Origin of the sequence: Candidatus Poriferisodalis sp. (assembly GCF_965204195.1) — a bacterium.
In the GTDB taxonomy this organism is placed as follows: Bacteria; Actinomycetota; Acidimicrobiia; order Acidimicrobiales; family Poriferisodalaceae; genus Poriferisodalis.
This window is the reverse complement of record NZ_OZ241975.1, coordinates 1111459-1125733: the sequence shown is the minus strand read 5'-3', so window position 1 is coordinate 1125733 and position 14275 is coordinate 1111459. Positions and strand designations below refer to the sequence as shown.

The window sequence follows — 14275 nt, the reverse complement described above, 5'->3', positions numbered from 1 at the left end:
TCAACGCACGGATTCGGCAGCGACAACGCCGACTCCCGCCCGGGAGGTGCGGTAGTCGGGTGCGTCCCCGCGGTTGAAGCTGGTGCCGTCGCTCCACACCAGCCAGTAGCCGTCGCCACTGGCCGTGGCAGCGAACCCGACGGCGCGCAGCCGGTTCTGACGGTCGGCGCGATCGCCGTGATGGTCTGCCGCGCCGATGGCGTGCACTGCCGTATCGGCGCCGGCGAGCCAGTAGCCGTCGCCGTCCGGCGTGGCCGCGAGACCGATGCCGGCCGTGCCGGAGTGCAGCAGCGGTCCGCATCCGAGATCGCGTGCGTCGCCGAATGCCAGGACACGTCCGTCCTCGAGCGCCAGCCAGTAACCGTCGCCGCTGGGCGACGACTCGATGTCGACCACGTCTACATCCAGGCGCAGGTGCGCTATCGCTCCCCAGTGCCCGGCCGTTCCGAAGGCGAACACGTTGCCCTGGCGGGTCGCGAGCCAGTACCCTTCCCCGCCCGGATGCGCAGCCATCGCCACGACGGGCTCGGCTCCCCCGGTGCCGACCGCGTTCCCGTGATAGTCGGCGTCGCCGAAGGACTGGACATCGCCGCCGGAAGTCGCAAGCCAGTATCCGTCCCCGTCCGGATGCGCGGCCATGGCCGTAAACCGGTCCGACGACGGCAGGATTCCGTTGCCCAGATGCCGTGCCGACCCGTCGGCGAAGACGGTGCCGTCGGATTTCAGCACCCACAAGCCAGGGCTGTCTGTGTCTGACGGCGGATCCAGGGTGCCAGGCGCAGGCTGCTTGCAGGGCTGGCCGTCGGGGAACTGCGGGAAGCGGTACCAGTCCGACCGCAGGGAGAAGGCCTTGCGGAAGGAGTCGTGCGCCCACCTGATCCAGCTCTGCTCCCAGACGCCCGCAGTTCCCACGATCCTCACGCCGCGGACCCGCCCGCCCCAGGCGCCGTTGCCGTTGCGCTTGGTGACCTCGATGCACACCAGCTTTCCGATGCGGGGAAACGCTGCTTCGATGTCTGCCCGCCGCAGGGTGCTCTGCCACGTGTGCCACCTGTTGCCGTCGACACTGTCGCCGAGGTCCTCGACACTGCCGAAATGGGAACCCTCATCCAAATCGGCGGTCCATCCTCCGCTCGAGGCGTGGTACTCGGTGAGGGCGATCACGCCGTCGGCTCGCTGCACGACTCGCCCGGCGGTGTTCCCGATCGCGGTGTTTGCATGAACGTAGCGAGCACCGTGGTCAAGCGGCTGACCATTACGCGCTGCGCCTTTGTACACCTGACAGGCAGTGACATCGCACGTATCGGTGAAGCGGCGCGTCTCACGAGCCGCCGCGAGCGCCAGCACGTAGGACCGTGCGGCGACGGCTTGCGCTTCGAGTGCTCCGATGCCCAAGCCGTCCTTGGCGGCGCCCCATTCGGGGACGCTCTCGTGCGGCACGACGCCCCGCAGGTATTGCTCGAGCGGCAGCCGGTTGAACGTGAAGGGGCCGCCTTGATCAACGATGCCTACTGCCCCGCGGTACGCGATGCGCATCGACTCGACATCGGAGTTATCGCCAACGCAGTAGATCACCGTCAGCATCGCAGACGTGTCGTCAGCCTTGTAGTCGTCGCTGCTCGGCAGCGCCTCGATGTACCGGTTGCCGCGTCGATTCGACGAGGACAGGGCATCGTTGATCGAGATGCCGTGCTGAGCGCACCCAGTCGTCGAGCGGACCCAGAACGAGCCGTTGCTCACGCCGATACGCGCTATCGCTCCCGCATCGAAGGCCTGCCCGGCGACGGTGAAGCTTGCGCCAGAGGTCAGCAGCAGGTGGCGGCGGTCGTTCTGGGTCAGGTGTACCCAGATGTCCTGGTCCGCCACGTCGGCTATCGAGGTGGGTCCGTGCGATGTCGACCCGTAGTAGTGCGAAACGATGCGCTCGCCGTCCCAGCGGTGCTCGGTCGCGTACCCGAACGCTCCCCACTGGCTCATGCCGGTGCCGTGGCCCCAGCCCCGTCCGTGCACGCTGATGACGTCGGGCGCCAGCTCGGCACTGACCTGCGCTCCAGCCGGTGTCGCCATGAAGGCCATGGACCCCGCCGTCAGCGCTGATGCCGCCGTGGCGCACGCCACGACCACGCTCGCCAGTCGGCGAAGGCTTGCGGTTGCGCGCTGCAACACCGGGGGTTCCCGCACCTCTGTAGTGGTACCGGCCTGCGAGCGCTGCCGGTCGGATATTGCACCGAATGCCGCCCGCGCTCGCGCCCGAACGCGCCGGTGCCATCTGCTGCCCCTAGGGCAGAAATCCTGCAGTGGAGTCGTCACTTCAGCTTGCGCCGCTCGATCTCGATGTCGTTCGTGACCATCGTCGTCACCAACTCTTCGAAGGACATCTGGGGCACCCACCCCAGTTCCCTTGCAGCCTTGGAGGCATCGCCGACCAGCAGGTCGACCTCAGCAGGCCGGAAGAACCTGGGATCGATCCGCACGTAGCGCTCCCAGTCGTCGATGCCAGCCGCGGCGAAGGCGAGCTGCACGAAATCGCGCACCGCGTGCGTCTGGCCCGTTGCGATGACGTAGTCATCGGGTTCCGGCTGGGAGAGCATGAGATGCATCGCCTGCACGTAGTCGCCGGCGAAACCCCAGTCGCGCTTGGCGTCGAGGTTCCCGAGTGCCACTTCGTCCTGCAGTCCGAGCTTGATACGGGCGACGGCGTTGGTGACCTTGCGGGTCACGAATTCGAGGCCTCGCCGGGGAGACTCGTGATTGAACAGGATGCCGCTGCAGGCGTACAGCCCGTAGCTCTCGCGGTAGTTCACGGTGGTGTTATGGCCGAACACCTTGGCCGAGCCATAGGGGCTGCGCGGGTGCAGCGGCGTGAGCTCGTTCTGGGGTGTCTCACGCACCTTGCCGAACATCTCACTGGAGGAGGCCTGGTAGAAGCGGATCGGGTTGTTCACACCGCCCACGAGCCGAATGGCCTCCAGCAGTCGCAGCACGCCCAGACCGGTGACGTTGGCCGTCAGTTCAGGCTGCTTGAACGACAGCGCCACGAAGCTGATGGCGCCGAGGTTGTACACCTCGTCGGGTTGGGTGTACTCGAGCGCCGCGATCAGCGATGCAAGGTCGGCGAGGTCGCCCGGGACGAGCTCGACGTAGGGCAGATCGGCCGCCATCGTTTCCGAGCGTGGATTGCGCTGACCCGTGATCAGCCCGACCACCCGGTAACCCTCGGCGTGCAGGTGCTCGGCCAGGTATTGGCCATCCTGGCCGGTGATTCCGGTGATGAGGGCCGTCGGCACGGGTCGGCTCCGGTTCGCGGTTCGCAGGTCAGGCGTGTTGGGGGCGCAGTTCAGGGTACGGGTCACCGTCGATGCTGTGAAGTCACCACGCGCCTCCTCGGAGGCCTCACCCGCATGGACGATGGGTTCCGGTACGGTGCCGCGGATGGCACGCCGCCCGCATCACGGCCGGGTTCGCCCGCTGCGGGCGGTGACGGCACTGCTGTTGGCCGCGACTGCGATCGTGGGTGTCGGGAACACAGCCGGAGCTGCCTCACGTGTCGATTCGGACCGGCTGTGGGGCGCCGACCGCTACGAGACCGCGGCGAAGATCGCGAAGGAGTACGCGGACTCCGCCGGGCCGATTGACACCGCCATCGTGGCCTCAGGCGAATCCTTCGCCGACGCGCTGGCAGCCACCCCGCTGGCACGCGTGCGCAATGCACCGATCCTGCTGTCGCCACCCGATGAGCTGCACGCCGCAACCCGCAGCTTCATCCAGCGGCACCGGATCGACAACATCGTCATCGCCGGCGGCACCGCTGCCATTTCCGACGACGTCGAAGATGCGTTGGCCGGCTTGATCAGCGGCAGACCCGAGCGGCTGGAGGGTTCCGACCGCTACCGGACCGTGGTCAACATCGCCCGCGAGATCGATGCCGACGAGATCGGCGGGTACTGCGGTGACGGGCGCCGCACTGCCCTGCTGGCGACCGGCGAGAAGTTCGCTGATGCCCTGGCGCTGTCGCCGCTCGCCTATTCGGGCCCGAACCCCGTGCTGCTCTCCGAATCCGACCGGCTGCCGGCGTCGGTCAGGAACTACCTCGTCGATTACACGATCAAGCAGGTGGTGATTGCCGGTGGAACTGCAGCGATAGCGGACTCAGTCGAGGCGGAGATATCCGCCCTCGGCATCACGGTCGAGCGCCTGTGGGGACGCGACCGCTTCGAGACGGCTGCCGAGATCGCCGAAGAGCTGGCAGACCGCTGCTACGGATCGGACGAATTCGGTCTTGCCGACGGCCGGAACTTCCCCGACGCGCTGGTCGGCGGCGCGCTGCTGGGGCTGAGACGGGCACCGCTGCTGCTATCTGAGCCGGCTCTGCCCGATGCGACACGCCGATTCCTGGCCGGCCCGGTTCCCGATGCGGGCACCGTACAACTCACGATCTTCGGCGGACCCGCCGCAGTGTCCGATTCCGCAGCGGCGGCAGCAGCCGACGCGCTGAGAGGCCTGGACCGCGAGTGCGACCCCCGCACCGATGCACCCGGAGTGCCGCGTGACGTAACGGTGCAGCCGCGCAACGGCGCCCTCGAGATCCGTTGGAAGGCACCGGCCACGGTCGGCAGCAGCGACCCGTCCGGCTACCGGATCAGATACCGGCCCGTCGGAGGCCAGTGGATCACCGAGCGCGATGTCAGCTCGCCCGCAACCATCTCGGGACTCCAGAACACTGCCCTCTATGAGGTGCAGGTACGCGCCGACGGCAGTGGCTACGAGGTGTGGAGCCCGAGCAGCTACGCGACCCCATCGGATGCGGTAGGTGTCGCAGCGCCGTCAGCTCCGGGCGGCACGAGCCGCGGCCACCGCGCCATCGCCGTGTCGCTGGCCGCCGGGCAGCAAGCAAACACAGCAGCACCAGACTGCCCGCCCGCACCGGCCTCGGCATGATCGCCTCGAGCTCTCGAACCGTGGCCGTGCTGGCCGGCGGCGTCGGTGCTGCCCGGTTCCTCAGCGGGCTGCTGCGCGTGTGCCGGCCAACCGACGTCACCGCGATCGTGAATGTCGGCGACGACTTCACGCTGCACGGCCTGCACATCAGCCCCGATCTCGACACAGTCACCTACACGCTCGCCGGCCAGATCAACCCCGAGACCGGCTGGGGGCGGGACGGCGAGACGTGGCGTGTGCTCACCGAACTGGGGCGGCTCGGCGGGCAGAACTGGTTCAAGCTCGGCGACCTGGATCTTGCGCTTCACCTGTTCCGCACGCAGCGACGCAGCGAGGGTGCATCCCTGTCGCAGGTAACCCGCGAGATCGCTGCCAGCTTCGGGCTCGAGCTGACGCTGCTGCCGGTCAGCGATCATCCCATCGCCACCCGCATCACGCCGGCTGAGCCCGACGGTGCAACCGAGATCGACTTTCAGGACTATTTCGTTGCCCGACAACACGGCATCGCCATCCGCTCGGTTCGCTTCGCGGGCATCGAGTCGGCCAAGCCGGCGCCGGGCGTGCTCGATGCGTTGAGCAATGCCGACACGGTGGTGGTTACGCCGTCGAACCCGTTCGTCTCGATCGGTCCCGTCATCGATGTGCCGCAGGTGCGCGAGACGCTGCGCGGACGGCGGGACAGCGTCGTCGCCGTGTCGCCCATCGTGGGCGGCGCATCGATCAAGGGTCCTGCTGGCGCCATGATGCGCGAGCTGGGCCACGAGCCCAGCGTGGTCGGCGTGGCACGGCTCTATGCCGGTTTCGCTGGAACGCTCGTGATCGACCACGCCGACGCCGAACTCGCTCCCGCCGTCGCCGAGGCGGGGATGACACCGGTGGTGACCGACACGATCATGGCCGACCCGGACCGTGCGGCCGGGCTGGCCACCGCAACGCTGCAAGCCGCAGGCGCAAGGGAAAGCACATGACCATCGAATTGCATCCGCTCGAAGGCATCGGCGAGATCACGCTCGGTGCCGACCTCGGAGCCGTCATCGCCAGCGCCTGCGAGGCATCACCCGCCGGCCTGCAGAGCGGCGACGTGCTCGTCGTGACGCAGAAGATCGTCTCCAAGGCCGAGGGCGCCATGGAGCAGATCGACCCCAACGATCCGCTGTCGCACAAACCGCTCGTCGAGCGTGAATCGGTTCGCATCCTGCGCCGGCGCGGCAACCTCATCATCAGCGAGACCAAGCACGGATTCATCTGCGCCAACGCAGGAATCGATCTGTCCAACGTCGAACGGGGTTACGCCGCGCTGCTGCCCGACGACAGCGACCGCTCCGCCAACAAGATCCGTGACCGCATACGGGCGCTGTCGGGCTGCACTGTCGGCGTGATCATCTCCGACACATTCGGGCGCCCGTGGCGGCGCGGTGTCACCGATGTGGCCATCGGCTGCGCGGGCATCGCCGCCGTCGTCGACCTCAAGGGCACTGCCGATGCGCTGGGGCGGGAGCTGATGGTCACCGAGGTGTGCGTGGCCGACGAGATCGCCTCCGCTGCCGACCTGGTGTGCGGCAAGGCGCGGGGTGTGCCGGTCGCGATCGTGCGCGGGGTCGAGGGGAGTTGGCTGCGGCGTGCCTCGGTGCGCTCGGAGATCATCAGGGATCCCGCCGAGGATCTGTTCCGCTAGCTGTCAGCTACCGGCTCGGGCGGAGGTTGGCGCTGTGCGCGCAGCACGGCGCCCGGGGGCACCTGCTCGCCGCTGCCGAGCACCGTGTAACCGCAGAGCGTTGCCCCGGCTCCCACGGCAGCGCCTGCGCCCAGCATCGAATCGATCACGATGGCACCTGCAGCAAGGCGGCAGCCGTCCCCCACCACTGAGCGCTGCACGACGGCGCCAGGTCCGATCTCGCACCCGCGACCGATGACCGACGTGCGGACCTGCGCTTCGGGGTGGATGCCATCCGACGCCGCAAGCATGCCGTCCGCCACCTCGGCATCGGCGCGCCGCCCCTCGAGAATGTCCAAGTTTGCAGCCAGGTACTGCTGGGGCGTTCCGGTGTCGAGCCAGTAGGTGTCTGACGTCATCGCCCACAGCGCCTGATCGGCCACTAGGTGGGGGAACACCTCGCGCTCGATGGAAACGGCCCGCCCAGGCGGGATGCGGTCGAGTACGGCAGGCGTCAGCACATAGATCCCCGCGCTGATCGTCGGCCGCTGGTCTCGCTGCAGCGCCGCGGGGGCCGAACCCGGCTCGGGTTTTTCCGAGAACGACATCACTTGGCCTGCCGCGTCGGTGGCCACGAGGCCGTATGGCGCCGGATCGGCGACCGGCTGCAGTGCGATGGTGGCCTCCGCGCCCGAGCGCTCATGCACGCTCGCGAGCGCGCCTATGTCAAGATCGGTCAGCACGTCGCCATTGAGCACCAGGAACGTGCCCGTGATGCCGCTGGCCTCCGCGGCGAACCGCACAGCTCCCGCGGTACCGCGCGGGTCGGGCTCGACCGCCACCTCATATGCGAGCTGTCCGATGCGACCGTGCGGATAGGCCGCGGTGAATGCCTCGGCCCGGTAACCCAGCGAGAGCACGACCTCGTCGACGCCGTGCCGGTGCAGGTGTTCACAGACCCACTCGATCATCGGCCGCCCGCACACTGGCAGCATCTGCTTGGGCGTGTCGTTGGTCAGCGGGCGCAGCCGGGTGCCGAAGCCGCCCAGCAGCAGGATCGCCTTCACTCAGCAGGCTCAGATGTCTCCGAAGGCTCCGACGTGGCCGGAAGGTCGCCCTCGGCCGGCTCGCTCTCGCTGCCGTCGTCAAGCACCGGTCCTTCTTCGGTCGAGCCGTCGATCAGCGGCTGATCTTCGGGCGGCAAGTTGAGGTAGGCCCGCAGGAATGCATCGTCGGGTCGCGGAACGTCCGCGTTCTCCACGCTCGGGTGGACGAATGCGAACACGAAGATCTGGCCGTCGTCGAGGAAGCGCACATCGCGCAGATCCTCGGTGAACGCCAGCGCCTTCTCTGCCTGCAAGGTCTCCCAGCGCATGATCCGCAGCTCTGCGCCCGGTTCGGCCACAGCGGGGTCGTCGCTGTCGGGATCAGGCGATGCGCAGCCCTCTCCGGACTCGTCGAGGATGGTCCGGTCGGGCAGCTCGATCCTCGAGTCGGTCAACTCGAACTCGATCTCGCGCATGAACGCACCGACGGTGGCGAACTGGCCCGTCACGCCGGTGTGGAACGGGTGGATGTGGATGAGCCCGTCGCCATGCGTGTGGATGCCCGACTGGTCGTCGACATCATTGGGGTACACATCGAGAATGAAGTCGTCGCAGTCGTAGATCGCGTACAACGAGTGCCAGTGATCGCCTAAGCGCGGGGGGCCTGCTGGGGCATTCGTAGACCGCTCATTGCGGGCCACCAGGATCAGCACGACGCCCAGGAGGACGACGAGCAGCATCGCCGCCGGGAACAGAATGTCGCGCCGGGGGCGAAAGCTCCTGCCGCTCCCGCCGGCGCTCGCTGCTTTGGCAACCTTCTTGGCAGCGGCTGATCTCGCCATACGGGGCGACAAGCTACCGGCGCTCGGGGCCGAAGGGTGCTCGGCGCCGGCTGTGTCCGCTGCGCCGACGCTCAGCGCCGGCTGTGCCTGCTGCGCCGACGCTCAGCGTCGGCCGAGGCCCTCGTAGGTGAAGCCTGCGGCGCGTAGCTGGTTCGCGTCGAGCAGGTTGCGTGCGTCCACGATGCGAGCTGCGGCCATCTCCGACCCGGCCCGCTCCCAGTCAAGGGCCGCGAACTCAGCCCACTCGGTGAGCACGACGGCCACATCGGCACCGTGCAGGGCTTCGAATGCCGAATCTCGGACGTGCAGGGTCGCTGGCAGCTGCGAGGCGATGTCGGGACGGTCGTCGAGGTTGCTCAACGCAGGGTCATACGCCACGAGGCGCGCGCCCGTCGCGCTCAGCCGCTCTGCGACTCGCAACGCGGGAGAGCCGCGCAGGTCGTCGGTGCCGGCTTTGAAGGTGAGTCCCAGCACGGCCACCGTGGCACCGTCGAGGTCAACAGAGCGCGAGGCTCCGTCACCGGCAACCGGATCTGCCACCTTGTCCGGCTCGCCCACGACCATCCGGGCGACCTTCGCAACCACCCGGTCGAGCTGCTGCTCGTTGACCGCGATCACGCCTTCAAGCAGGTCGAAGACGTAGCCCGCGTCGTTGGCGACTGATACCAAGGCACGGGTGTCCTTCGGCAGGCACGAGCCGCCCCAGCCGGGGCCGGGTTGCAGGTATGCCGAGCCGATGCGGTGATCGGTGCCGACCCCGGCAAGAACCGTGTCGACGTCGGCACCGACCGCCTCGCACACGGCGGCAAGCGCGTTCACGAACGAGACCTTGGCGGCCAGAAAGGCATTTGCGGCGTACTTGACGGTCTCGGCCGAGGTCGGATCGCTGAGGATCACCGGTGCTTCCACGCCCGCATACAGCGCCGCGACCCGGTGTGCCACTGAGGGATCTTCGGCCCCGATGACGATCCGATCAGGTGACAGGAAGTCGGCCACCGCTGAGCCTTCCCGCAGGAACTCGGGATTCGACGCCAGCGCCACATCGGTGCGCCCGAGCGCCGCGGCGATCTTGGGCGCGGTTCCGACCGGCACGGTCGACTTCGTCACCACGACCGAGCCGGGCTGCAGGCGAGACGCCACCGAATCGAGCGCTGCCAGCAAGTAGCTGAGCTCGGTCTCGCCGTCGGCACGCAGCGGTGTCGGCACGCAGACGAAGACGAAGTCGCACGTGGCTGCAACGGCTTCGGCCGAGATCACGAACCGGAGACGACGCTCGGCGATTCCTTCGGCGACGAGCCGATCCAGATCGGCTTCGCGAATGGGCACCACGCCGGCCGACAAGGACGCCACCTTGGCCCGGTCGATGTCCGCGCAGATGACATCGTGGCCGAGGTGGGCGAAACACGCGGCTGTCGTGAGTCCGACGTAACCCGCGCCGACGACGAGAATGCGGTGTTCGGGCGGCGTACCGCTCATGACGCCAGCTGCTCGGCAGAAGGCACGTCGACACTCCGGTAGCCGGGATCGATGCGAGGCGGCTCGTCGCCGACGTGCAGGATCACCGTGGTTGCGTCAAGCTCGGCATGGCCGGCGAAGTCTGGCACAGGCACCAGGTGACTGGCCAGCAGGCCGGCCGCAAGCCGTCCCTGCGGGGCCAGATACACAACGGTTCCCGTCGGTTCATCCGAAATGCCCTCCGGCATCGGCCCGGTTGCCTCCGCGTCGAATCCGAGCTCGCTCAGCCCTGCAGCCACTTGGTGCCGCGCCGTCCCGGTCACCTGCACCCGCACGCGGGACTCGACAATGTCGTCCCAGCCGATGCCGCGGAACACGTCCAGAACGCGTTGATTGTGCTCGGCGCGCTGCGGATCGAGTCCGAGGGACCATCTCACGGGATCGTGCACGTCAACGAACCGCAGCTCGTAGTCGTCGACGTCGGCGTCGACATCGAGGTCGGCGAACTTGTCCGCAAGTCTCCGGCCGTCGTTCACAATGCTCAGCGTGTCGGACGTGGACAGGTGGTCGGCTGCGATGTCGAGCACCGCGAGCAGGTTGATCGGGTTGGCAAGCAGCGCAGGCGCGACCTGCGCGGCGGCGGTGCGCATGAACTCACGCTGACGGTCGATGCGGGCGAGATCGTTCCAAGCGCCGTGGCGTTGCCAAGTCCCGTCGGGCAGCTGCTCCTCGAGATGGCGGCTGCGGACGTACGCAAGCGCCTGCCGGCCGTTGAGGAGATGGGTGCCCGCGCTGGTGAAGAACCCGCTTCGGCTGTCCGTCGGATCGGTGGCGTTCGCTTTCGGTTGGTCACGCAGCGGCCGGTTGAAGGTCATCCAGACGCCACCGACCGCATCCACCATGCGTAGAAACGCCCGGAAGTCCACCTCCACGAAGTGCTGCAGGGTGATGTCGAGGTTCTCCTCGACGGTGTCGATCAGGCGGGCTGCGCCCCCCGCCGTGGTGCGATCGCGGTTGTAAGCGCTGTTGATCTTGGCCATGACGCCAGTACCGGCGATATCGCTCGTACCTGCGATCTCGGCTGCCAAATCCCGCGGGATGGACATCATCGCCGCAGTGCCGTCGTCGCGCAGGCGGATCACCATGATGACGTCCGCGAGCCGGTTGTAATCCGAGTGCCCGGCCCGCAGCGGATCATCGGCAGCGAGTCCCACGGGGCTGTCGGTGCCGACGAGCAGGTAGTTCTCGCCAGTCGGGCCGCCCGGCAGGACCGGCTGGCCCGCGGACCGGTCCGCAGTCCCTGGCGAGTCCGACAGAGCGTCCGGCTCGTCACCCGCCGAGACGCCATCACCCGCGATTCCCGCGTCGCCGCTTCTCGTGCCGCGTGCATCGGCCGCGCCGTCAGGATTCGCCGCCATCGTGGACGGCTGCTCGATCAGCACGTCGGCTGCGGTCACCGGCTGCTGAGGAGCAGATGTCAGCACATCGGCCAGCTCATGTCGCTCGATCCGTCCGAGCTGCAGCAGCACGAACGCAGACGCCCCGGTAGCGACAGCGCCGGCGAGGGTCAGCGCCGCCAGCGAGATCAGAATGAGGCGCGTCCGCCAGTTGCGGTGGCTCACTCAGCTGCCTCGGAGAGGGCCTCGCTCAACGACGGGTACACGAACAGGCTCTCAGCGATGTCCTGAACCCGCAGGTTCGCGCTAACGGCGAGAGCCACCACCGAGATCAGCTCGGCCGCGTGCCGGCCCACGATGGAACCGCCCAAGACTTGGCCGGTCAGCGGGTCGGAGACGATCTTCACGAAGCCGCGGGGGTTCTCCTCGATGAGTGCCTTGGCGTTCGCGCCGAACGGCACCTTCGTGACGCGGATCTTGCGGCCTGTGGCAAACGCTTCCGCCTCGGCGAGCCCGACATCGGCGATCTCGGGCTCGGTGAAGATGGCCGATGCCGCTTTGTCGTAGTCGAGATGGCGGTGCGGGCGGGTCTCGTGCAAACCCATAGCGTGCTCGACGATCTTGCGTCCCTGCATCGCGGCGACCGACGACAGCGGCAGCTTGCCCGACAGGTCGCCCGCGGCATAGATGGTCGGCACCGACGAGCACAGGTTGTGGTCCACCTCCACATACCCCTCGCCGTCGACTCGCACCTCGGTGTTCTCCAGCCCCAAGCCGTCGCTGTTGGGAATCGAGCCGATGGCGAGCAGGGCGTGCGTGGCCCGTACCGTGCGACCGTCGCTGCACACCACCTCGACCGCGTCGCCGTCGCGCACGATGTCCACCGCACGTGCGCCCTTGAGCATGGCCACACCGAGATCGCTGAAGGTCTGCTCCAGCACCGCAGCCGCTTCGGGGTCTTTGTGCGGCAGCACCTGTTGCCGGCTGACGATCAACGTGACTCGGGAGCCCAGCGAGGTGAACATGTGCACGAACTCCACGCCGGTGACCCCGGAGCCCACCACCACCAGGTGTTCGGGCAGCTCTGCGGGCGGGTATGCGTCGCGGGTGGTCAGAATCCGCTCGCCGTCGATGGGTGCCCACTCGGGGATGCGGGGGCGGCTGCCAGTCGACAGCACGACGACATCGGCCGACAGCTCCACCGCCCCATCGGCGGTATCTGCGCAAACTTCGTTGGGCCCGAGCAGACGGCCCGAGCCCGACAGGATCCGCACCCCCTGGCTGACCAGCATCTGCCGGGCAACCTCAGCAAGGCGGTCTTCAATGTCGCCGATGCGCTGGCGAAGGTGCGGGGTGTCTACCGACGTGGACACATTGGCAAGGCCCAGCTCGTCGAGATGGCCCGCGAAGCTGAGCGCCGAGCCGGTCGCGATCATGGTCTTGGACGGCACGCAGTCGCGCAGGTGGGCGGAACCGCCCACGATGTCGCGCTCGATGAGCGTCACGTCTGCGCCGTAGCGCGCTGCATAGGTGGCCGCCGAGTGGCCCGCCGGGCCACCGCCGATCACGACGAAGCGCTTCTGGGCCATGGACCCGCAGCGTACCGGTGCCCCCCAGCCCTACTGTGGTCGCGGCTCAGCTCAGCGTGGGGCTGCAGAGGCCGTCAAGTTCGCTGACGGTGATGCGCTCGCGATTGGCGTAGGTGACTTCGTTGGCGGGGTCCGGACGCAGCCGGAACTCGCGGAACGTCATCTCCAGCGAGTCGAAGGCGACGATGCGGCCCGACAGCGAATCACCGACGCCGAGGATCAGCTTGATGGTCTCGAGCGCCTGGATCGAGCCCACGATTCCCGGCAGCACGCCGAGCACACCGGCCTCCGCGCACGACGGGGCAAGCTCGGCCGGCGGGGGCTCGGGCAGGTAGTCGCGATAGGTCGGCCCGTGCTGCGGGTCGAACACGGTGACCTGGCCTTCGAAGCGGAAGATCGAGCCGTGCACCACCGGAATGCCCAGCTTCACGGACGCATCGTTGAGCAGATACCGGCTCGGGAAGTTGTCGGCGCCGTCCACGATCACGTCCCAGCCCGACAGGATCTCCAGCACATTGTCGGCGCCGAGCCGCGTGTCGTAGGTGACCACGTTGACGTCGGGATTCAGCGCAGTCAGCGTCTTCTTGGCCGAGTCCACTTTGCGGTCGCCGACCCGGTCGACGTTGTGGAGAATCTGGCGCTGCAGGTTGGACTCGTCGACCACGTCCATGTCGATGATGCCGAGCGTGCCGACACCGGCAGCAGCCAGGTAGAGCGCAGCAGGCGAGCCGAGGCCGCCTGCGCCGAGCATGAGCACCTTGGCGTCGAGCAGCTTGAGCTGTCCGGCCTCGCCCACTTCGGGAAGCAGCAGGTGCCGCTGGTACCGGTTGCGCTGCGCGGCACCGAGCGAGGCCGGCGTCGACCACTGCCGGCCTTCGTCCTTCCACTGGCCGAAGCCGCCGTCCATGGACACCGCGTTCGGGTATCCCAACTCGGCAAGCGTCTTCGCCGCGAAGGCCGAGCGCACGCCGCCGGCGCAGTAGATGATGATCTCGGCGTCGTGATCAGGCAGCCGGTTCTCGATCTGCGCCTCGAGGTGGCCGCGTGGGATGTGGATCGCGTCGGCCAGCGCACCCTGCTCGTATTCGTCGGGCTCGCGCACATCGAGCACCACCGGTGAACGGTCGGCAATCCACTCGGCCGCCGTGGCCGTGGTGATCTCGGTGATCTCGCGCTTGGTCGCTGTCAGCAGTTCGCGGAACGAGGGCATCGGGGCCTCCCTGTTCGTCGCCCAGTGTCTGGAACGATCGTGTCGCGTTCGATAGTGCCCAGTCCTGTGACCAGGCTCAGGCACTAAATCCTACTAATTCGGTCGGGTTTTGCTCTGGCTGTGCGGACGGGCGAGCCTTATCGT

General features: G+C 67.9%; 11 protein-coding genes. 3 read left to right on the top strand and 8 right to left on the bottom strand.

The window, feature by feature from the left end; genetic code table 11:
* Together ACOGI8_RS05040 and ACOGI8_RS05035 are read right to left on the bottom strand one after the other, a co-directional pair.
* Positions 1-2166 (bottom strand): SpoIID/LytB domain-containing protein, encoded by a 2166-nt coding sequence (locus tag ACOGI8_RS05040; protein WP_419855797.1) that lies wholly within the window; start codon positions 2164-2166, stop codon positions 1-3.
* Between the two features lie 140 nt (positions 2167-2306).
* Positions 2307-3287 carry a GDP-mannose 4,6-dehydratase gene (locus ACOGI8_RS05035; protein WP_419856365.1) on the bottom strand — a complete coding sequence of 327 codons (981 nt, stop codon included), beginning with the start codon at positions 3285-3287 and terminating at the stop codon, positions 2307-2309.
* A 145-nt stretch (positions 3288-3432) separates the two neighbouring features.
* Here ACOGI8_RS05035 and ACOGI8_RS05030 point away from each other — a divergent pair, with 145 nt between their 5' ends.
* From ACOGI8_RS05030 to cofE, 3 genes are read left to right on the top strand one after another with little or no spacing between them, the layout of a single operon-like run.
* On the top strand, positions 3433-4938 hold the full coding sequence (locus tag ACOGI8_RS05030; protein WP_419855796.1) for a cell wall-binding repeat-containing protein: 1506 nt from the start codon (positions 3433-3435) through the stop codon (positions 4936-4938).
* A complete protein-coding gene (cofD, locus tag ACOGI8_RS05025) occupies positions 4935-5906 on the top strand; it encodes a 2-phospho-L-lactate transferase (protein WP_419855795.1) in 972 nt (323 codons plus the stop codon). Before ACOGI8_RS05030 ends, cofD begins: the two co-directional genes overlap by 4 nt.
* Positions 5903-6613 (top strand): coenzyme F420-0:L-glutamate ligase, encoded by a 711-nt coding sequence (gene cofE, locus ACOGI8_RS05020; RefSeq protein ID WP_419855794.1) that lies wholly within the window; start codon positions 5903-5905, stop codon positions 6611-6613. The genes cofD and cofE overlap by 4 nt, the downstream gene beginning before the upstream one ends.
* Here cofE and ACOGI8_RS05015 read toward each other — a convergent pair.
* The 6 genes from ACOGI8_RS05015 to moeB all read right to left on the bottom strand — a co-directional run bounded on the left by ACOGI8_RS05015 (position 6610) and on the right by moeB (position 14131).
* Entirely contained in the window at positions 6610-7659 is a 1050-nt protein-coding gene (locus tag ACOGI8_RS05015) for a sugar phosphate nucleotidyltransferase (protein ID WP_419855793.1), read from the bottom strand. The two genes, cofE and ACOGI8_RS05015, sit on opposite strands and share 4 nt — an antisense overlap.
* Positions 7656-8480, bottom strand: coding sequence for a hypothetical protein (locus tag ACOGI8_RS05010; RefSeq protein ID WP_419855792.1), 825 nt, complete (start codon positions 8478-8480; stop codon positions 7656-7658). The genes ACOGI8_RS05015 and ACOGI8_RS05010 overlap by 4 nt, the downstream gene beginning before the upstream one ends.
* Positions 8481-8582: 102 nt before the next feature.
* Positions 8583-9956 carry a UDP-glucose dehydrogenase family protein gene (locus ACOGI8_RS05005; protein WP_419855791.1) on the bottom strand — a complete coding sequence of 458 codons (1374 nt, stop codon included), beginning with the start codon at positions 9954-9956 and terminating at the stop codon, positions 8583-8585.
* Positions 9953-11557: an LCP family protein gene (locus ACOGI8_RS05000; protein ID WP_419855790.1), complete on the bottom strand. Its 1605-nt coding sequence runs from the start codon at positions 11555-11557 to the stop codon at positions 9953-9955. The genes ACOGI8_RS05005 and ACOGI8_RS05000 overlap by 4 nt, the downstream gene beginning before the upstream one ends.
* Positions 11554-12921 (bottom strand): FAD-dependent oxidoreductase, encoded by a 1368-nt coding sequence (locus tag ACOGI8_RS04995; protein WP_419855789.1) that lies wholly within the window; start codon positions 12919-12921, stop codon positions 11554-11556. The genes ACOGI8_RS05000 and ACOGI8_RS04995 overlap by 4 nt, the downstream gene beginning before the upstream one ends.
* Positions 12922-12967: 46 nt before the next feature.
* Positions 12968-14131 carry a molybdopterin-synthase adenylyltransferase MoeB gene (moeB, locus tag ACOGI8_RS04990; RefSeq protein WP_419855788.1) on the bottom strand — a complete coding sequence of 388 codons (1164 nt, stop codon included), beginning with the start codon at positions 14129-14131 and terminating at the stop codon, positions 12968-12970.
* Positions 14132-14275: the final 144 nt, after the last annotated feature.

What these genes read in the sequence shown, in the direction of transcription:
- ACOGI8_RS05030 (WP_419855796.1), top strand. Translation starts at nt 3,433, where the DNA reads ATGGCACGCCGCCCGCATCACGGCCGGGTTCGCCCGCTGCGGGCGGTG.
- cofD (WP_419855795.1), top strand. Translation starts at nt 4,935, where the DNA reads ATGATCGCCTCGAGCTCTCGAACCGTGGCCGTGCTGGCCGGCGGCGTC.
- cofE (WP_419855794.1), top strand. Translation starts at nt 5,903, where the DNA reads ATGACCATCGAATTGCATCCGCTCGAAGGCATCGGCGAGATCACGCTC.
- ACOGI8_RS05010 (WP_419855792.1), bottom strand. Translation starts at nt 8,480, where the DNA reads ATGGCGAGATCAGCCGCTGCCAAGAAGGTTGCCAAAGCAGCGAGCGCC.
- ACOGI8_RS05005 (WP_419855791.1), bottom strand. Translation starts at nt 9,956, where the DNA reads ATGAGCGGTACGCCGCCCGAACACCGCATTCTCGTCGTCGGCGCGGGT.
- ACOGI8_RS04995 (WP_419855789.1), bottom strand. Translation starts at nt 12,921, where the DNA reads ATGGCCCAGAAGCGCTTCGTCGTGATCGGCGGTGGCCCGGCGGGCCAC.
- moeB (WP_419855788.1), bottom strand. Translation starts at nt 14,131, where the DNA reads ATGCCCTCGTTCCGCGAACTGCTGACAGCGACCAAGCGCGAGATCACC.